Origin of the sequence: Micromonospora sp. DT43, from assembly GCF_049841645.1 — a bacterium.
Taxonomy (GTDB): domain Bacteria; phylum Actinomycetota; class Actinomycetes; order Mycobacteriales; family Micromonosporaceae; genus Micromonospora.
The window spans coordinates 21,265-40,242 of the sequence record NZ_JBNCKR010000017.1; the positions used below are offsets into that span (position 1 = coordinate 21,265).

The window sequence follows — 18,978 nt, forward strand, 5'->3', positions numbered from 1 at the left end:
TATACGGAACGCTCGCCCCGCTTGTCGATAACCTTCAGGAGGCCCTGTGCGCGCCGACGCTCGCCGCAACCGCCAGCGCATTCTCGACACCGCCTATGACGTCCTCGCCACCGAAGGCGTCGGAGTTCCCATCGACGAGATCGCCCGCCGTGCCGGCGTCGGCGCCGGCACCGTCTACCGGCACTTCCCCACCAAGGAATCGCTCATCGAGGCCGTCGTGCTCGACCGCATCCACGCCATGACCGCCAAGGCCCGCTCTGGCATCGACTTCACCGAGTTCTTCGCGCACATGGTCGAGGCTGGCCTCGCCAATCGGGCTGTCGCCGACGCCCTGACTGATGGCGGTTACCAGGTTCCCGCCGACGCCGACGCCGCCCTGCACGCCGCCTTCGCCGAACTCCTGCAACGAGCACAGCGGGCCCGAACCATCCGCCCGGACATCACGCCCGACGACCTGCAAGCCCTCGTCGTCGGCTGCGTCGCGACCGCACGCCACCGCGGCGACATCGACCTCGTCCGGATCGTCATCGCCGGCCTACGCCCTGGACCGACCATAACCGGCACCTGAGCCCGGCAGCAGGCAGCACGGCGGCGCTCCGGCGACGACCCGGCGACGACCGGCATGGCCGGGTCGCCCGTCAGCGACTCGGCGACGACCCACCAAGAGGTGGAAGGGCGTGATTCGGAGCCTTTGGAGCTGATGCCGAGAACGAATCAGCGGCACGCCGTCGTCCGCGAGCAAGCCGAGCCGTCCCGACCGCACGCGCCCCGGCCCCGCCCGCCGCACGATCCACCGGCGCCCACCGCCCGTCCGCTGGTGATGCCGTGAACGAATCAGCTCGAAAGGAAGCGACGACACCCCGCCCGCCGGCGCGATCGGCAGCCGAGAAGCCGCGCTACCGCGTTGGACGGGGCATCCTTCCGTTCGTCGGTGACCTAGCATTGACGGAAGTGAATCGCCGGCCCGCTGCGGACAACCGGAGGCGAGGGATTCATCGTGCGTGATCATCCAATCCGAAGTAGGCCCCGGCCGAGAGGCGTCGCCGTACTGGCCGTCGCCGCACTGATGGCCGCGCTGGGCACGGTGAGCGCGATCGGCGGGGTGGGCGCGAGCCCGGCGTACGCCGCCGTCGACGACACCGAGTCGCCCACCGCCCCCGGCCCGATCACGGTCGTGGCCAGCGGCACCACCTGGCTTGAACTGACCTGGCCCGCGTCGACCGACAACGTGGGCGTGGTCGGCTACGTGGTGTCGGCGCGGTTCGAGGACAACGGCCGGACGTGGTCGACCGACACCAACAGCATCCGCATCACCGACCTGGGGCCGTCGCGCACCTACATCTTCGGGGTCGCCGGGCTGGACGCGGCGGGAAACCGCTCACCGTCGAGCCCGACGTTGCGGTTGACCATGCCACCGGGCGACGACCAGGCACCGAGCGCACCGGGTCAGCCGGTCGCGTACGACGTCGCCGCCACACTGGTGTGGCTGCGCTGGGCCCCCTCGACCGAGAACGTCGTGCTGGACCGGTACGAGGTGTACCGGGTCGACGCCGGCGGTCAGCTGACACTGGTCAGGGAGCTGTACCAGTTCCCGCCGAGGCCCACCGTCGCCCAGGTCAGCGGGTTGACGCCGAACACGACGTACACCTTCGTGGTCCGCGCCCGCGACGAGGCGGGCAACTGGTCGGCGCTGTCACCGCCGGTCACCGTGACCACCCTGGCGCCACCGCCGAGCTGCGCGGTCCGCACCGTCGTCCGGCAGAGGTCGGGCGGCTTCGTGGCGTACCTCTCCGTCGAGAACACCGGCACGACGGCGGTGAACGGCTGGACGATGACTTGGCGGTTCTGGGCCAGTCAGGAGTTGCGGGCCCTCTGGGGCGCGCAGGTCGTCGACCGACCGAACAACAGTTACCTGCGGGTGCGCAACACCCGCCACAACGCGGTGATCAGGCCCGGCGGCGCCGTGTCGCTGGGCGTCGTCGCCACCGGTACGCAGCTGCCGGAGGAGGTCACGCTGAACGGCGGCGTCTGCGTGGTGGCAGACAGGTAACGCTCGCGTCCGGGGTCTGGCGTCCACGGCGACATCTTGCGACGCTAACGATCGTGTATGACTACGACCTGTTGGTGCTGGGCTCCGGACCCAGCGGTCAGAAGGCCGCGATCGCCGCCGCGAAGCTCGGCAGGCGGGTCGGCATCGTGGATCGCCGCGACATGCTCGGTGGGGTGTGCATCAACACCGGCACCGTTCCGTCCAAGACGCTGCGCGAGGCGGTGCTCTATCTGACCGGCCTGAGCCAGCGTGACCTGTACGGCAGCAGCTACCGGGTCAAGGAGGACATCACGGTCAGCGACCTGGCCGCCCGTACGCAGCACGTGATCACCCGACAGACCGATGTCATCCGTAACCAGCTCGCCCGCAACCGCGTCGCGATGATCACCGGGACGGGGCGTTTCGCGGACGCGCACTCCATCTGGGTCGACGCCGGCTCGGGGCGCGAGTCGAAGGTGACGTTCGACAAGGCCGTCATCGCGGCCGGCACCCGCCCGGCCCGCCCCGACAGCGTCGACTTCGACGACCGGACCATCGTGGACTCCGACGGCGTCATCAACCTCCAGGCCGTTCCGCGCAGCATGGTCGTGGTCGGCGCCGGCGTGATCGGCATGGAGTACGCGTCGATGTTCGCCGCCCTCGGCACCAAGGTGACAGTCGTGGAGCGCCGCGAGCGGATGCTCGAGTTCTGCGACGACGAGGTCGTCGAGTCGCTGAAGTACCACCTGCGCGACCTGTCGGTGGCGTTCCGCTTCGGCGAGGAGGTCGCCGCGGTGGAGAAGCACCAGACGGCGGCGCTGTGCATTCTCAAGAGCGGCAAGAAGATCGTCGCGGACACCGTCATGTACTCGGCGGGCCGGCAGGGCCAGACCGACGACCTGGCGTTGGAGGCGGCCGGCCTGGAGGCGGACCGGCGCGGTCGGATCGCCGTCGACGCCAACTACCGCACCCCGGTCGACAACATCTACGCCGTCGGCGACGTGATCGGCTTCCCGGCGTTGGCTTCCACCTCGATGGAGCAGGGCCGGCTGGCCGCGCAGCACGCCTGCGGCGAGCCGATCCGGGAGATGCACGGCCTGCAACCGATAGGCATCTACACCATCCCGGAGATCAGTTTCGTCGGTCAGACCGAGGCCGAGCTGACCGACGCGTCGACGCCGTTCGAGGTGGGCATCGCGCGCTACCGCGAGTTGGCCCGTGGCCAGATCGTGGGCGACTCGTACGGGATGCTGAAGCTGCTCGTCTCCCCCGAGGACGGGCGGCTGCTCGGGGTGCACGTGTTCGGCACCGCTGCCACCGAGATCGTCCACATCGGCCAGGCGGTGATCGGCTGCGGCGGCACGATCGACTACCTGGTCGACGCCGTGTTCAACTACCCGACCCTGGCCGAGGCGTACAAGGTCGCCGCGTTGGACGCCTCCAACAAGATTCGCAACATCACCCGCATCGACGGTTAGGGCGTGGTTCCGGCGTCCACGAGTTCGGCGAGATGGGTGCGGTAGTTCGGGCAGGTCGAGATGTCCTCGTGGGTGCAGTTCAACCCGGCCTCCAGCAGGTCGAGCGCCGACCGTAGCGCCGCCATCCTGGCCTGCAGCGCGTCGTGGTTGCGGCGCAGCACGTCCTTGCGGGCGGCCGGGTCGTGTGCGGCGAGGAACGCCCGGATGTCCGGCAGCGGCAGGCCGGCCTGCTTGGCGCGCAGGATCGAGGCCACCCGGTACAGGTCGTCGCGTGTGTAGCGGCGGCGGCCGCCGGTGACGCGGGCCGGCGCGAGCAGGCCCACCGATTCCCAGTGCCGCAGGACGTGCGTTGGCAGGCCGAAGTGATCGGCCACCACTCCGATCGTCAGCGGACTTGACGTCATGTCGACATTAAGTCCGACCATGGCCGGCATGTCCAGTCTTCTAGCTGTCCTCGATGCCATGGAGAGCGAGCCCGCGGCCGTCGAGCTGCGTGCCCGTTCCTACGAGTTGCTCGGCGACCTCAGCGGCCGCACCGTCGTCGACGCCGGCTGTGGCAGTGGCCGCGCCGTCGCCGAGCTGGCCCAGCGCGGGGCCCACGCGGTCGGCGTCGACCTCGACCCCGAGATGATCGCCGTGGCCCGGGAGCGCTGGCCGGCCGGCGAGTTCCACGTCGGCGACGCCGCCGAACTGCCGCTCGAGACCGGCTCGGCCACCCGCTACCGGGCGGACAAGGTGCTGCACGTGCTCGACGACCCGGCGCGAGCCGTGGCCGAGGCCCGCCGGGTGCTCGCGCCGGGCGGCCGGGCTGTGCTGCTCGGCCAGGACTGGGACCTGATCGCCATCGACTCGGACGAGCCGGAGACCACCCGTCGGATCGTCCACGCCAAGGCGGACTCGCTCCCGTCGCCGCGCGTTGCCCGCGGGTATCGCAACCTGCTGCTCGACGCCGGTTTCGCCGACCCGGTCGTCGAAGTGCACACAAGCGTGTTCACCAATGAGAAGGCCCTGGCTCTGCTGCGACGGATCAGCGACGACGAGAGCTGGCTCGCCGAGCAGGCCGAGCGCGCCCGCAGGAACCGGGTCCTCGTCGTCGTGCCGATGTTCCTCGTCGCCGCCCGGAGATAGCGCCCCGGGCAGGGACGTGCCGGCCGGTGCGGAGGGTCCGGGCCACCCTCCGCACCGGCCGAGGTTCCGTCAGCCCGCCGCGCAGGTCGGGCTGAGGCTTCCTGCGGTGCCGGTGCCCTGGAAGCCGAACTCGGTGGACTGTCCCGCGCCGACCTGACCGTTGTACGACACGTTCCTCCAGCTCGTCGTGCCGGTGTTGCCGCTGCGGTCGGCGCTCCACGCGTTTGTGACAGTCGCGCCGGACGGCAACGCGATCGTCACGGCCCAACCGTTGAGGGCCGACGAACCGGCCGTCACCCGTACGTTCGCCACGAAGCCGCCGGTCCACTGGTTCACCGTCACCGTCGCGGCGCAGTCACCCGACCCCGGAGGCGGGGTGGTGGGCGGCGGGGTCGTGGGCGGAGGCGTGGTCGGCGGCGGAGTGGTCGGCGGCGGGGTCGTCGGCGGCGGGGTCGTCGGCGGCGGCGGGGTCGTGCCGTCCAGCCCGAAGAAGCGGATCACCTGAGCGGCGTCGACAGGCAGGTTGTGCGTGACGCCCTGCATGCTGATCGCCTCTACCGGCGCCATCGGGCCGCTGCTGCCGTACCGGGTGCGGGTGTACCCGGACTGCGGGGAGTCGGTGTACGTCGGGGTCTGGCTGAGCCCGTGCACGTTTGTCCACTGCTTGATCTGCTCGCCGAAGTTCGGGTAGCGCAGGGTGTCGTCGTTGGTGCCGTGCCAGATCTGCATCCGCGGTCGCCGGCCGGTGTAGCCGGGGTACGCCCCGCGGACCAGGTCCCCCCACTGCTGCGCGGTCTTGATGAGCTGGCCGTTCGCGCACTCGCTGTTCCACTCCGAGGTTCCCCCGGTGGCGAAGCAGGCGAACGGCACCCCGGCGAAGGACGACCCTGCCGCGAACACGTCCGGGTAGTCACCGAGCATGACGTTCGTCATCATCGCGCCCGACGAGGTGCCGGTGGCGAAGACGCGGTCCGGGTCGGCCGAGTACCGCTGCTTGACGTAGTCGACCATCGACATGAGCCCGACCGGGTCACTGCCGCCACCTCGGCGCAGCGCCTGCGGCGAGGCCACGTCCCAGCACTTGCTGCTGCGGGTCACCGACGGGTAGATGACGATGAAGCCGTACCGGTCGGCGAGTGACGCGTACTGCGTGCCGGAGTGGAAGGCGGGGCCTGATCCGGTGCAGTAGTGCAGGGCGAGCAGGATCGCCGGCCGGGAAGCCACCCGGTCCGGGACGTACAGGTGCATCTGGAGGTTTGTGGGGTTGGTGCCGAAGCCGGTCACCTGGGTGAGCGTCGCCGCGGACGCCGGCGTGGCGAAGGCCAGCGCGGCGGCGGCAAGTGTCACGACCGCCGTGACGACGCCGACCATCCTTGTCTTCAGTGTCATGGTTCGCGATTCCTCGGGAGAGTGGCGCATGGAAGGGGGGTGAGTCGAGGACTGCCCTTCGCCCGACCGTGACCGCGGCTCGCGTGACCGATGTCAGCTTCAATCGAGCACACTCGATTGTCAAGGTTTCCGGAAACCTTTCGGCGCAAGGGATTGGGCGGCCACCTGCGCACGAGCACGGTCCGACGGCACCGTTCACCGCCAGCTGTCGGCGGGCTATTATCGGCATGTTCTCGATAAGCAAACCGTCCTCGCGTGACCCCCCTGCGAGCGTCCTCACCCGACTCCCGCAGGCACGAAGGAGATCGAGTGAAGATCGTCGACGCCCGGGTCATCGTGACCTGTCCGGGCCGCAACTTCGTCACCCTCAAGATCGTCACTGACGAGGGCGTCACAGGCGTCGGGGACGCCACCCTCAACGGGCGGGAGCTGGCCGTCGCGTCGTACCTGCGCGACCACGTGGCGCCCCTGCTGATCGGCCGGGACCCGGCGCGGATCGAGGACACCTGGCAGTCCCTGTACCAGGGCGCGTACTGGCGGCGCGGGCCGGTCACGATGAGCGCGATCGCCGCGGTGGACACCGCGCTGTGGGACATCAAGGGCAAGGTCGCGGGCCTGCCGGTCTACCAGTTGCTCGGCGGCCGGTCCCGCGAGGGCGTCACGGTGTACGGCCACGCCAACGGCGAGACCATCGAGGAGGTGCTTGTCGAGGTCGCCCGCTACGTCGACCTCGGCTACCGGGCCGTGCGGGTGCAGTGCGGGGTGCCGGGCCTGCCCAAGACGTACGGGGTCAGCGCCGACAAGCTCTTCTACGAGCCGGCCGACGCGGCGCTGCCCAGCGAGGCCACCTGGTCGACGCCGCGCTACCTGTCGCACGTGCCAAGCGTGTTCGCCCGGGTCCGCGACGAGTTCGGCCCCACCCTGCGGCTGCTGCACGACGTGCACCACAGGCTCACGCCCATCGAGGCGGCCCGGCTCGGCCAGAGTCTGGAGCCCTACGCGCTGACCTGGATGGAGGATCCGGTCCCCGCCGACCTCCAGGAGGGCTTCCGGCTGATCCGGCAGCACACCACCACCCCGATCGCCGTGGGCGAGGTCTTCAACAGCGTCTTCGACGCGGCGCAGCTCATCCGGGAGCAGCTCATCGACTACATCCGGGCCACCGTGGTGCACGCGGGCGGCATCACCCACCTGCGCCGAATCTTCGACCTCGCGGCGCTGCACCACGTCCGCAGCGGCTCACACGGCGCCACCGACCTGTCGCCCGTCTGCATGGCCGCCGCGCTCCAGCTCGACATCTCGATCCCCAACTTCGGGCTCCAGGAGTACATGCGGCACACCGCGCAGACCGACGAGGTGTTCCCGCACGGCTACCACTACGCCGACGGCTACCTGCATCCCGCCGAGACCCCCGGGCTGGGCGTCGACATCGACGAGGAGGCGGCGGCGCGCTACCCGTACGCGCCCGCGTACCTGCCGGTGAACCGGTTGGAGGACGGAACCGTGCACCCCTGGTGAGTGGTCAGTGGATGCGCCGCCCCCGCGCGTCGGGTATCCCGGACTTGCGGAAGAAGTACGTGTTGATCTGGTCCCGCCACTCGGTGGCGCTGCGCAGCTGCTCGTCGAGGCGTTCGGCCACCCGCTCGTACACGCTCGGATCGATCATCCCGTTCAGGGTCCGCCACCGCCGCCGCATCACCGTCACCTCCTCGACGCCCGTGAAGTGGGTGTCGTAGATGTGCTGGATGACTGTGGACCCGTTGTGCAGGACGTGTGTGTACGGGACGTGGTGGAAGAAGAGCAGCAGCTCGTCGGGGCACGTCTGCGGCGACTCGTACACGTCGGCCCAGTAGGGCGGGTACTGGCCGGCGAAGCCGGTCCCCGAGGCGCGACTGCGGTCGACGCCGACACCGTCGCGGTCGGCGAAGTGGTAGGTGCCCCACCGCGAGTACTCGTACCCGTCGACGTCGGGCCCGTAGTGGTCGCCGGGATGGACCATGAAGCCGACGCCCAGCGGGGCCGTGTACCGCTCGTACGTCCGCCAGGAGTCGTCCATGATCTCGTGCAGCGTCCGCCGCACCAGCTCCGGTTCGGCGGTCGCCGACGGCGGAAACGTCAACGTCATCCACTCGTCGAGGACCGCCGTCGGGTCGAGGCGCGGATCCCAGGCGAGCCTGCCGAACGTGTACAGGTTGGCCTGCGCCAGCGGGTGTCCCGTCCAGAAGGGGTCGTCGCCGGTGTTGGCGACGGCGACCAGACCGCCGCCCGTGCCGGCCTCCCCGGTGGCCACGTCGGCGATCGTCCGCCCGCCGGGGCCCCAGGGCGCGAAGCGCAGCACCTCGCTCCAGCACGGTCCGAGGTGGCAGACGTGCCGCTGCTGACCCGTGTACTCCTGGGTGACCTGCAACTCCACAGCGATCCGGGTGGCCGGCATGGCGGCGAGCACCGGCGAGACCGGCTCACGCGTCTGGAAGTCCACCGGGCCGAACTTCACCTGCAGGACCACGTTGGTACGGAACCGCCCGTCGAGCGGAGCGAAATGGTCGTACGCGGCCCGCGCCCGGTCGGTGGACCGGTCCCGCCAGTCCTGGTGGTGGTTGTAGACGAACGCCCGCCAGTGCACCACTCCCCCGTACGGGGCGAGCGCCTCGGCGAGCAGGTTCGCCCCGTCGGCGTGGTCGCGCCCGTACGTGAACGGGCCCGGTTGCCCCTCGGAGTCGGCCTTCACCACGTAGCCGCCGAAGTCGTCGATGCGCTCGTACACCCGCCGGGTGGTGGCCGCCCACCAGGCCCGCACGTCCTCGTCGAACGGGTCGGCGGTAGGCAGTCCACCGAGGACCACGGGCGCGGCGAAGGTGACCGACAGGTGCACCCGAATGCCGTACGGGCGCAGCACGCCCGCGATCTGCGCCACGTCGTTGAGCCGGTCGGTGAGCAGCAGCGCCTCGGCGTGACAGACGTTGACGTTGTTCACCGAGATCGCGTTGATCCCGCTGGCGGCCAGCAGCCGCCCGTACTCCCGGATCCGCGCCAGGTCCCCGCGCGGACGGCCGCCGGCCCAGAAGATCGAGCCGCCCGCGTACCCCCGTTCGACCTGACCCATCACCGGGTGCACGGCCACGTTGTCCCAGTGGTTCAGCATGCGCCGACGCAGCGCCGGCCGGTGCAACTCGGGTGGACGGGCGGGGTCGAACGCCGCCGCGCAGAGCCGTACGACGTGGAACAGCCCGTACAGCAGACCGGCGGGCGCGTCGGCCAGCAGCACCGTCAGGTCGCCGGCGCGGGTCAGCAGGAACCCCTCATCGCCGAGCGTCGCATCTTCGCCGATGTCGACGAGCGCCGCCTCCCCGGCCGACCGCGCCGCCTCGACCGCGGAGCCGGGCAGCTCGTCGGCGTCGCGCAGGAGGAGGACCAGGTCGACGTCGACGTCCCAGGAGGGCGAATGCCAGACCCGCCCGCCGTAGCGGGCGCAGGCACGCGTCACCTCGTCGAGGACTGTGTCGACGAGCAGCCCGTCGCCGTGCACGAGGACGCGGCGCGCGCCGAGCGCCCGGAACGCCTCCGGTGGGAGCCAGGCGGGATGTACGCGCGGATCCTCGACGCCCGGTGGCTCCGCCACGAACATCGACTCCTCCAGGTCCGTCGACTCGTACGCGTTCACGTGTCCTCCCGGTCGAAGCGCACCTCGGCGGTCGCGGACAGGCTCATGCGGTGAACTCCTTCCGGATCAGGTGGATCATCGGGTCGCCGACGCGCAGGACCGCCAGGGCCACCACCGAGGCGAGCAGCATCGGGACCGCCTCGGAGAAGACCGCGGTGACCCCGGCCGCCGCGGCGAGCAGCAGGGCGTTGCCGAGGGTGACCCCGGGGGTACGGAGGAAAAAGTGCACGGCCAGCCGCAGGACGTCGCGAGTGCGGAACTCGTACAGCGAGGTGATCACCAACGCGTTGGCCGCGCAGAGGGTCACGCCGACCGCGATCACTACCAGCGGGACCACCCACCACCTCGGGAGGCCTATCGCAGCGCGGTAGGCGAGGTTCAGCGCGAGCACGGTAAGCCACAGCAACGTCGGGGCCCAGACCCTCAGCGCGCCCCCGACGTTGAGCCGGTAGCCCCGCCAGAAGAGGGCTGCGGGCCGCAGGTCCGTCAGATCGGGCGGCTGGTGGCGCAGTGCGTACAGGGCGGCACAGATCGCCGGGCCGACCGGCAGCAGCAGGAGCGCGGCCAGCGGCAGGTTGCGGGGGTCGCGGCCGAGCAGCAGCAGCGGGACCAGGCCGGGCAGCGTGGTGACGAGGAGCAGCACCTCCACCACGAGCAGTATGTAGACGCGGGACGCGAACCGGGACAGGGGGCCGTCGCCGAACTGCCGCCCGGCGTGCGCGGTGATAGGCGTCATCTCGTCCTCTTCGGTGCTATGCGCGGCTGACGGTGTGCGGCCGGTCCGATCGTGACGGGCACGACCGGACCGGCCGACATTCAGCCGTGGTCCTTCTGATACCTGTCGTACGCCTTGTTGACCATGGTCAGGTAGGCGTCCATGTTCTTGCCCTTCAACTCGGCCACGTAGGCGTCCCACTCGGACAGGTTCCGCTGGCCGAGCGCGAACTGCAGGGTCGCCTGGTAGACGGCGTCCTTCAGCGGCGTCTCCCACAGGGACGCCTGTTCCCGCTCCTCGTCGTTCAGGGGGTGCGGCGGGGGCACCACGACCGGCGGACGGGCGTTCAGCACCTTCTGGAACTCCTGCTCCTCGGGGGCGAAGAAGCCCTGCACCAGCTCCGGCTTGCCGCCGTAGGCGAAGACGCCGTTGTAGAAGCCGAAGTCCTTCTGCAGATGCTTGGGCGCCTTCGGGTTCAGGCCGATGACGTTGACGTCGGGCGCCAGCTTGGGCTTGCCGGCGGCATCCCGGACGAACGTCGTTCCCTCGACGCCCCACTTGGCGAACTCCTGGCCGGCGTCGGAATACCAGAGCCAGTCGATGAACTGCATCATCGCCACGAAGTTCTTGCTCTCGCGGGCCTTCGAGGAGATCATCACGCCGTTCTCCAACCGGTTGGCGGGGTTGACCTCGCCGGCCGGTCCGATCGGCAGCGGAATCTTGGTGATCTTCGCCTTGGGGTTGGTCTTCGCGAGGTCGGGTCGGTAGTCGTTGACCACGGCCTGCGCGTTCGCGCTGATCACGAACGACTTACTGTTGGCGAGCTTCTGCCGGGCCTGCTCGTCGGTCTGGGTGAAGCTCTCCGGGTCGAGCAGCTTCTCCGACACCAACTTGTTGAGGTACTGGAGCATCTGCTTGTACTGCTCCGTGGCGCCTGTGTAGACGAACTTCTTGGCGTTCGCGTCCCACGAGGTGTGCTGGAAGTTCCAGCCCGCGCCCTGGAGCCCGTACGACACGGCCAGGAGGTTGAGCAGGTTGCCGGCCGGGTTGGGCTTGCTCCACCGGTCGGAGAACGGATACACGGTCGGGTACTTGGCCTTCATGGCCTTGAGCACCGTGTACAGCTCGTCCCAGGTCTTCGGGGCCGTCAGGTTCAGCTCGTCGAGAATGTCGGTCCTGATCGCCAGCGAGTAGTCCTGCCAGGGCTTCTCGTGCAACCCCGGCAGGATGTAGAACTTGCCGTCCTCCTGGCGCCGCCCGTCGATCTCGGGCTTGAGGTTCCACTTCGAGATCTTGTCCTGCAGGTTCGGCATCAGGTCAAGGTAGTCACTGACCGGCAGGATGGCGCCGGAGGAGACGTAGGCGTCCTCCTGGCTGGGGTACGTCTTCGGAATGATCAATGGAGCGTCGCCGGCGCCGATCAGCAGGCTGCGCTTCTGCTCGTAGTCGCTCAGCGGCACGGCGACCGGCGAGAGCGTGACGTTTGCCCGCGACTTCAGCTCCTTCCAGAACAGCCAGTCGTCGCGCAGCGGGTAGTTCGGATGGTTGTTGTAGAGGATGGAGAAGGAGACCGGCTCGCTCGCCTTGAACTGCTTGCCGATGCCGTAGTCGGCCATCGCACCGGCCCGGTTCTCCGACAGGTCCTTGGAGTCGGACGGGTCGTCGCTACAGGCGGCGATGCTGGAAGCCGCGAGCAGAGCGGCTACTGCCGCTGTCGCGGCGCGGCGCCACGATCGGTGGAGCATGGCGGTCCTTTCGGGTTCGGTGGAGGGTTCGGTGGAAGGAAAAGGGTTGACGTGTCGGTCAGCCCTTGACGGCGCCGAGCATCACGCCGCGGACGAAGTACCGCTGGACAAAGGGGTAGACCGCGAGGATGGGCAGGGTCGTGAGCACGATCGTCACGGCCTTGATCGTCGCGTCGGCCTGCACCTCGTCGGCCTCGGCGATCACGCCGACGTTCTCCGCGCCGGTGGCCCCCGCGATCAGGTTGCGTAGATAGACGGTCACCGGCCACAGCTCCTGCTGGTCCATGTAGAGGAAGGCGGCGAACCAGGAGTTCCAGAAGGCCACCGCGTAGAACAGCACCATGGTGGCGACGATCGCCTTCGACAGCGGCAGCACGATGCGCAGCAGGATCCCGTACGTGTTGAGCCCGTCGACTGCCGCGGCCTCCTCCAGGTCGGTGGGCAGGCTCTCGAAGAACGCCTTCATCACCAGCAGGTTGAACACGTTTATCGCGTTGGGCACCGCGATGGCCCAGACGGTGTTCTTCATGCCCAGGCTCGTGACCAGCACGTAGTTGGGGATCAGGCCGCCGGTGAAGAACATGGTGAAGACTGCGATACCGATAAGCGCGGTACGGCCTCGGAGGTGCTTCTTGGACAGCACGTACGCGTAGCAGGTGGTCAGCACGATCGAGATGACGGTGGCGACGACCGTGTAGAAGACCGTGTTTCGGTAGTTCGTCCAGAACAGCGAATCTTTGAGCACGAGCCGGTAGGTGTCCAGGTTGAACCCGAGCGGCACGAGGTTGACCTGGCCGCCGATGATGTACCGCTCGTCGCTGAGCGAGCGGGCCACGACGTTGACGAACGGGTACAACGTCACCACCACGACGATGGTGAGCACTACCGCGTTGCAGGCCTGGAAGACGCGGTAGCCCCGGCTCGGGCGGATGCCGCGCGGTCGCGCGGGGGTTGGCAGGCCGCTCCCGGTGACGGTGTCGGTGGCGTCGACGCTCACCACAGGCTCGTCCCCACCGTGCGACGGGCGATCAGATTCGCGGTCAGGACCAGCGTGAGCCCGATGACCGCCTCGAACAGCCCGATGGCGGCGGCGTAGCTGAAGTTGCTGGACCCGAAGCCCATCCGGAACAGATACGTGGAGAGCACGTCGGCGGTCGGATAGGTGAGCGGGTTGTAGAGCAGCAGGATCTTCTCGAACCCGACAGCCATGAAGTTACCGATGTTGAGGATCAACAACGTCACCATGGTCGGGCGGATGCCCGGGAGCGTGACGTGCCAGGTCTGCCGCCACCGGTTGGCGCCGTCGATCCGGGCCGCCTCGTACAGGTCGTCGTCGACTGTGGTGAGCGCCGCGAGGTAGAGGATGGTGCCCCAGCCGACCGTCTGCCAGACCTCGGACGACACGTAGATGGTCCGGAACCACTCGGCGCGTTGCAGGAACGGCACGGCATCGCCACCGGTGGCCTGCACGATCTGGTTGACGGTGCCGTCGACCGAGGTCAACTGCATGACCATGGCCGCCACGATCACGATCGACAGGAAGTGCGGCAGGTAGGACACCGACTGGACGAACCGCCGGAGCCGGCGGGCACGCACCTCGTTGAGCAGCAGCGCCAGCACGATCGGCAGCGGGAAGCAGAACAGCAGGGTAAGCGTCCCGAGCACAAGGGTGTTGGTGAAGACGTCCCAGAAGGTCGGGTCGGTGAGGAACATCCGGAAGTACCGCAGCCCCACCCAGTACTCGCCGAAGATGCTCCCGCCCGGCTTGAACCGACGGAAGGCGATGACGTTGCCGATCATCGGGAGATAGCGGAAGACCAGGAAGAACAGCAGCGGCAGGACGGCCAGCGAGTAGAGCTGCCAGTCCCGGCGCAGCGCCTGGCGCCAGGTGCGGCGTCGACCCGGCGCCCGTGGGGTGGGGACGGTGGCCTCCGCCGGAGCACCGGGCGGCGCCGGCGGCGGTGGCCGTAGCGTCTCGGATGTCATCCTCGGCCCTCCTGTGCGGAGTGCGCAACGGCCACGAGGGGCTCGATCCGCACCGACGTGAGTAGTTCCCGGCCGTGGCCGAACGGGTACGCCGGGGTCGGGTCGATCGAGGACACCTTGCTGCGGTGCCCGAGCGGCGGCGACAGGTAGGTGCCCGGCAGCGGCACCGACATCAGCGGGAGCAGCGCCTCGGCCCGCTCGGCCGGTGACAGCCGCGCGTCGCGCCACGGTGTGGCGTCGTGGGACGCCGGTTCGCCGTCGGCGGGCAGCTGACCTCTCATGCCGAGACCCCTTAGCTCCGGCCACGTTCCCGCACCCTCGTGGGACCGGTCCGTGGCGGACGGTGTACGACCCGAAACTTTCCGGAAACCCAAGCAACCTTTTCGGCAACCTAAGTCCACCGCCCGGATGTAGTCAAGGGGCTCGATCAGTCGTGGAACGACTCCGTCGTACGACCCGTCGCACCGGTCATTGCGCTGAGTCATGAACGCGCCCGGAAACGGTCCCGACCGCACCCGATCCGCGCGCGCATCGACCGTCCTGACCGGACGATCGTGCTAAGGTCTTCCGAAAATTTCGACGCTTCATGAGGCTGCGATGACAGAGCACCGCCCGCTCGGCCCACCCGCCTCCACCACCATCGCGACGATCGCCCATGACGTCGGCGTCTCGGTCGCCACGGTGTCCAAGGTTCTCAACGGCCACGAGGACGTCGCTCCCGGCACCAGGGCCCGGATCGAGGAGAGTCTCGATCGTCACCAGTACCAGCGTCGTGCGCGGAGGTCGTCCGGCGCGGGGCGCATCGATCTCGTGTTCCACGAGTTCGACACCGGCTGGGCGATGGAGGTCCTACGAGGCGCCGAGGCGGTGACGAGCATCGCCGGCATCGGCCTCGCGGTCTCCCAACTCGACGGTGCGCACCGCCCACCGCAACGGTGGCTCGACGCGCTGCTCAGCCAACGCCCGTCGGGCGTGCTGCTCGTCCTCTGCCACCTGGCCGATGCGCAGCAGCAGCAGCTGCGACGTCAGGGCGTCCCGTTCGTCGTGATCGACACCGACAGCGCCACCTCGGCCTCCGTGCCCACGGTCGGGTCGAACAACTGGAACGGTGGCCTGCTCGCCGCTCGCCACCTGCTGGAGCTGGGCCACCGACGAAACGCCGTCATCTCCGGGCCGCCCGGCGTGCTGTGCAGCCGGGCCCGGGCCGCGGGCTTCCAGCACGCCCACGAGGAGATCGGATTGACGGTCGACCCCGAGCTGGTCCGTTACGGCAGCTTCTCCGCAGGCGCCGGGCACGCCCACGGCCTCCAGTTGCTGAACCGGCCGGATCGGCCCACGGCGATCTTCGCCGGTTCGGACACGCAGGCCATGGGGGTGCTCCGGGCCGCCCGGCAGTGCGGCCTGCGCGTCCCCGAGGACCTCTCGGTGATCGGGTACGACAACCTGCCGGTCGCCACCTGGACCGACCCGGCTCTCACCACCATCAACCAGCCGCTGCGCGACATGGCGGGCATCGCCACCCAGATGCTGCTCGACCTGGTCGGGGGCAACGGTCCGGCGACCAGCCGAATCGACCTGGTGACCGAGTTGGTCGTCCGGGAGAGCACCGCGCCCCCCGCCCAGCAGCCCTGACCCTGCGAGGAACCGTGCCCCACTCCGACCCCGTCCTCGAGGAGCTTGAGCGGTACGCGCCTGCCGTCGTCGAGCCCGAGGACTTCGACAAGTTCTGGCGTGGCACCCTCGCCGAGGCCGCCACCCGTCAGGTGCTCGTGGACGTCCGTCCCGAACCCACCGATCTGCGCCTGCTCGACTCCTGGGACGTCACGTTCGCGGGCTTCGGCGGCGACCCGGTACAGGCCTGGTACACCCGCCCGGCGGGTGTACGGGGGCCACTGCCCGCCGTGGTGGAGTACGCCGGCTACGGGCGCGGGCGCGGTCTGCCGCACGAGCGGCTGACCTGGCCGGTCGCCGGGTACGCGCACCTGTTGATGGACAACCGCGGCCAGGCGGGGCAGCACGGCGCGGGTGACACCACCGACCCGCACGGCAAGCCCGGTGGTCCCTGGCCGGCCACCTGGGGAATCCTCGATCCGCGCGACTACCACTACCGGCGTCTGATCACCGACGCGGTCCGGGCCGTCGAGGTGGTTCGCGCCCTGCCCGGCGTCGACCCGGGCCGGGTCGCCGTGGTCGGCAACAGCCAGGGCGGCGGCCTGGCCCTGGCCGTGGCCGGCCTCGTCGACGACCTCGCGGCGGTGCTGACGACCGCCCCGTTCCTCTGCGACGTCCAACGCGCCGTCACGCTCAGCGACGTGTCGCCGTACGGCGAGATCGGCAGGTACCTGGCGGTGCACCGGGAGGCCGAGGACGCGGTCCGTCGCACCCTGTCCTATGTCGACGGGGTGACCTTCGCCCGGCGGGCGACCGCGCCGACGCACTTCGGCATCGGCCTGCGCGACACCGTCTGCCCGCCGAGCACCGGCTTCGCCGCCTACAACCAGTACGGCGCCGCGACCGGACGGCCCGTCGCGCCACAGCGGGAGATGCACGTCTACCCGTTCAACGGCCACGAGGGCGGCGAGGCCGTGCACGTCCGACGGCAGCTGCGCTGGCTCGCGGCGAGGCTCGCGCCGAGTGACACGGTGGGCGGGGACTGACCGCCTCACCCACTCCCGACCATCGTCGTTCTTCTATTCGTTGCCGCTGTTAGCGATAACAAGCTATGGTGCGTCCAGGCGGGGTGCAGGGCACATCCCGGCCGGGTCTCATCGATCCGTCGTCTCCGACCGTCGATGACCAGTGCGTACGACCAGCGGTGTTGACGTCCGGGTTCCTGGTCCTCGCGCAGCTCACCCTCGCGTACCGTGCGGTTGCGCCTCGTCGGCGGGCCGCAGTCGTCGCGCCCCCACCACCTGAGGAAGCCCCATGAGCAGACCGATCCTCGGCACCTCCGTCCCCCCGCTGCCCGCCACCCCCACGACGACGCCGAGGCCCCGCCGCGCCCGACTGTGGTGGGCGGCCCTGGCCGCCGTCGCGGCCATGACCGCCGCCGTCCCGGTGGCGACCGCGCCCGCGAGCGCCGAGTCCAACGGCGGGGTACGCGTCATGCCCCTCGGCGACTCGATCACCGACGGCTTCAACGTCGCCGGTGGCTACCGGATCGAACTCTGGCAGCGGTTCGCCTCCGGCGGCTACCGGATCGACTTCGTGGGTTCCGGGTTCAACGGCCCGGCCAGCCTCGGTGACCACGACCACGAGGGCCACTCCGGGTGGACCATTGCCCAGATCGACGCCAACATCGTCAACTGGCTGCGCGCCACCAACCCGCGCACCGTGCTGCTGCACATCGGCACCAACGACATGTACGGGGACACCTCCGGGGCTCCGGCTCGCCTGGCCACCCTTGTCGATCGCATCACGAACACCGCACCGAACGCGGACGTGTTCGTCGCGACGATCATCCCGAAGTCCGGCGCGGACAGTCAGGTCCGCGGCTACAACTCGGCTATCCCGGGGATCGTGCAGAGCAGGGCCGCCGCCGGCAAGCACGTCCACCTGGTCGACATGTACCGCGCGCTGACGCTCAGCGACCTGGCCGACGGCGTCCACCCCAACGCCACGGGTTATCGCAAGATGGCCGTCGCCTGGTACGACGCCCTGCGCACGGTGCCCGGCAGCATCGGCGGCGACACGCCCCCCACCACCGCACCGCCGACCACGGCACCGCCCACCACCGCGCCGCCCACCACTCCCCCGCCGACGACCCCGCCGCCCACCACCGGACCGCCGACCACGCCGCCGCCGTCGGAGGGCTGCCGCGTCACGTACACGGTCAACGCCTGGAACAACGGGCTCACCGCGTCCATCTCGGTCGCCAATACGAGTAGCAGCGCGGTAAACGGTTGGGCCCTGGCGTTCACACTGCCGGGCGGCCAGACCATCACCGGCGGCTGGAACGCCAGCTACTCCCCGTCGAGCGGGGCGGTGACCGCGCGCAACGTCTCCTACAACGGCACCATCGCCCCGAACACGTCTGTCGACATCGGCTTCCAGGCCACCCACACCGGCAACGCCGGTAAGCCGTCCGCCTTCACGCTCAACGGCGCCGCCTGCACGGTCGCCTGACACACGCCACGGACACCGAACGCGGGGGCAGCGAGGCGTCTTCTCGCAGCCCCCGCAGGTACGGGTGGCTCAGGACGCGTAACGGTCGGACGCCGAGCGCCGCGCCGCTCGGCGTCCGGATCTGCCGAATCGAGGGCGTGTCTGCGGGACACCCATCGACCACGTCATGCGCTGCTGCCCGGTGTCATTCCACGGGGCTCGCGGCGTTGAGAACACGCTCCCACTCGCCTATCAGTGTGACCTCAAGCCCAGAGTCCATCTGACCAGACTCGACCATGCCTACAAGTTCGCCGGCGTACTCAGCCTGGAATGAGGCACCATACTCATCCGAGATACGACAGACTTCGCCGAGCAGCTCCTTGACCTCCTCAAGATGCGCCCTGTCCACCTGAGGATCGATCTGCTCTCCCCAAGGGGGCAGAGCTGTATAAAGCATCAGCCCGAACCCCACCCAGTGAGAGCCATGCTCATCTGACTGGTCAAGGAAGACCGGCGGACCGAGGACCCAGGTCCGCCGGCCAGCAAGCCTTTCGATCGACGCTTGCATCGTGCTGACGATTGATGCGGATACCTCGTCTTCGATCGCGACCACGAGTCGATCGATGGGATGGTTTTCTCGCATGAAGCACCTCCAGCTATGCCAGCTGATGTAGTCGATCCGAAGCGGCAGTGCCGGAGGTCGTTGAGGGCGGGGGCGATGGCCTTGAACGCGGTGCCGTCGT

17 protein-coding genes are annotated in these 18,978 nt (G+C 69.4%); 8 read left to right on the plus strand and 9 right to left on the minus strand.

The features are described 5' to 3' along the window. Positions 1-46: 46 nt before the first annotated feature. From ACLQ26_RS29110 to sthA, 3 genes are all read left to right on the plus strand, one after another. Positions 47-568 carry a TetR/AcrR family transcriptional regulator gene (locus ACLQ26_RS29110; protein ID WP_425747543.1) on the plus strand — a complete coding sequence of 174 codons (522 nt, stop codon included), beginning with the start codon at positions 47-49 and terminating at the stop codon, positions 566-568. 429 nt (positions 569-997) lie between these two features. Then, positions 998-2,050, plus strand: a complete 1,053-nt coding sequence (locus ACLQ26_RS29115) for a fibronectin type III domain-containing protein (RefSeq protein ID WP_425747544.1) — start codon at positions 998-1,000, stop codon at positions 2,048-2,050. 53 nt (positions 2,051-2,103) lie between these two features. Further along, complete coding sequence (sthA, locus tag ACLQ26_RS29120) at positions 2,104-3,507, plus strand: Si-specific NAD(P)(+) transhydrogenase (protein ID WP_393291470.1); 1,404 nt, start codon at positions 2,104-2,106, stop codon at positions 3,505-3,507. Here the strand turns inward: sthA and ACLQ26_RS29125 are convergent. After that, positions 3,504-3,911, minus strand: coding sequence for a MerR family transcriptional regulator (locus tag ACLQ26_RS29125; RefSeq protein ID WP_425747545.1), 408 nt, complete (start codon positions 3,909-3,911; stop codon positions 3,504-3,506). The two genes, sthA and ACLQ26_RS29125, sit on opposite strands and share 4 nt — an antisense overlap. Positions 3,912-3,939: 28 nt before the next feature. Between ACLQ26_RS29125 and ACLQ26_RS29130 the strand changes: the two genes are divergently transcribed. Further along, positions 3,940-4,635, plus strand: a complete 696-nt coding sequence (locus tag ACLQ26_RS29130; RefSeq protein ID WP_425747546.1) for a methyltransferase domain-containing protein — start codon at positions 3,940-3,942, stop codon at positions 4,633-4,635. A gap of 69 nt (positions 4,636-4,704) precedes the next feature. On the opposite strand, the gene ACLQ26_RS29135 is transcribed toward ACLQ26_RS29130, so the two are convergent. Further along, positions 4,705-6,024 (minus strand): extracellular catalytic domain type 1 short-chain-length polyhydroxyalkanoate depolymerase, encoded by a 1,320-nt coding sequence (locus ACLQ26_RS29135; RefSeq protein ID WP_425747547.1) that lies wholly within the window; start codon positions 6,022-6,024, stop codon positions 4,705-4,707. A 309-nt stretch (positions 6,025-6,333) separates the two neighbouring features. Between ACLQ26_RS29135 and manD the strand changes: the two genes are divergently transcribed. Continuing rightward, positions 6,334-7,542 (plus strand): D-mannonate dehydratase ManD, encoded by a 1,209-nt coding sequence (gene manD / locus ACLQ26_RS29140; RefSeq protein ID WP_425747548.1) that lies wholly within the window; start codon positions 6,334-6,336, stop codon positions 7,540-7,542. A gap of 4 nt (positions 7,543-7,546) precedes the next feature. Here the strand turns inward: manD and ACLQ26_RS29145 are convergent, their stop codons facing one another. From ACLQ26_RS29145 to ACLQ26_RS29170, 6 genes are all read right to left on the minus strand, one after another. Beyond that, a complete protein-coding gene (locus tag ACLQ26_RS29145) occupies positions 7,547-9,685 on the minus strand; it encodes an alpha-glucuronidase (RefSeq protein ID WP_425747549.1) in 2,139 nt (712 codons plus the stop codon). 43 nt (positions 9,686-9,728) lie between these two features. Continuing rightward, a complete protein-coding gene (locus ACLQ26_RS29150; RefSeq protein WP_425747550.1) occupies positions 9,729-10,421 on the minus strand; it encodes a hypothetical protein in 693 nt (230 codons plus the stop codon). An 80-nt stretch (positions 10,422-10,501) separates the two neighbouring features. Further along, the gene (locus ACLQ26_RS29155; RefSeq protein ID WP_425747551.1) at positions 10,502-12,145 is read right to left on the minus strand and encodes an extracellular solute-binding protein; all 1,644 of its coding nucleotides are present in this window, start codon (positions 12,143-12,145) and stop codon (positions 10,502-10,504) included. A 58-nt stretch (positions 12,146-12,203) separates the two neighbouring features. Continuing rightward, positions 12,204-13,142 carry a carbohydrate ABC transporter permease gene (locus tag ACLQ26_RS29160; protein ID WP_425747552.1) on the minus strand — a complete coding sequence of 313 codons (939 nt, stop codon included), beginning with the start codon at positions 13,140-13,142 and terminating at the stop codon, positions 12,204-12,206. Beyond that, positions 13,139-14,131: an ABC transporter permease gene (locus ACLQ26_RS29165; protein ID WP_425747553.1), complete on the minus strand. Its 993-nt coding sequence runs from the start codon at positions 14,129-14,131 to the stop codon at positions 13,139-13,141. Before ACLQ26_RS29165 ends, ACLQ26_RS29160 begins: the two co-directional genes overlap by 4 nt. Then, entirely contained in the window at positions 14,128-14,412 is a 285-nt protein-coding gene (locus ACLQ26_RS29170; protein ID WP_425747555.1) for a hypothetical protein, read from the minus strand. Before ACLQ26_RS29170 ends, ACLQ26_RS29165 begins: the two co-directional genes overlap by 4 nt. A 316-nt stretch (positions 14,413-14,728) precedes the next feature. Here ACLQ26_RS29170 and ACLQ26_RS29175 point away from each other — a divergent pair, with 316 nt between their 5' ends. The 3 genes from ACLQ26_RS29175 to ACLQ26_RS29185 all read left to right on the plus strand — a co-directional run bounded on the left by ACLQ26_RS29175 (position 14,729) and on the right by ACLQ26_RS29185 (position 18,256). Next, positions 14,729-15,763: a LacI family DNA-binding transcriptional regulator gene (locus tag ACLQ26_RS29175; RefSeq protein WP_425747556.1), complete on the plus strand. Its 1,035-nt coding sequence runs from the start codon at positions 14,729-14,731 to the stop codon at positions 15,761-15,763. Between the two features lie 14 nt (positions 15,764-15,777). Then, the gene (locus ACLQ26_RS29180; RefSeq protein WP_425747557.1) at positions 15,778-16,788 is read left to right on the plus strand and encodes an acetylxylan esterase; all 1,011 of its coding nucleotides are present in this window, start codon (positions 15,778-15,780) and stop codon (positions 16,786-16,788) included. Positions 16,789-17,056: 268 nt separating this feature from the next. Then, positions 17,057-18,256, plus strand: coding sequence for a cellulose binding domain-containing protein (locus ACLQ26_RS29185; RefSeq protein WP_425747558.1), 1,200 nt, complete (start codon positions 17,057-17,059; stop codon positions 18,254-18,256). A gap of 184 nt (positions 18,257-18,440) precedes the next feature. On the opposite strand, the gene ACLQ26_RS29190 is transcribed toward ACLQ26_RS29185, so the two are convergent. Then, positions 18,441-18,878, minus strand: a complete 438-nt coding sequence (locus ACLQ26_RS29190) for a hypothetical protein (protein WP_425747559.1) — start codon at positions 18,876-18,878, stop codon at positions 18,441-18,443. Positions 18,879-18,978 lie beyond the last annotated feature (100 nt).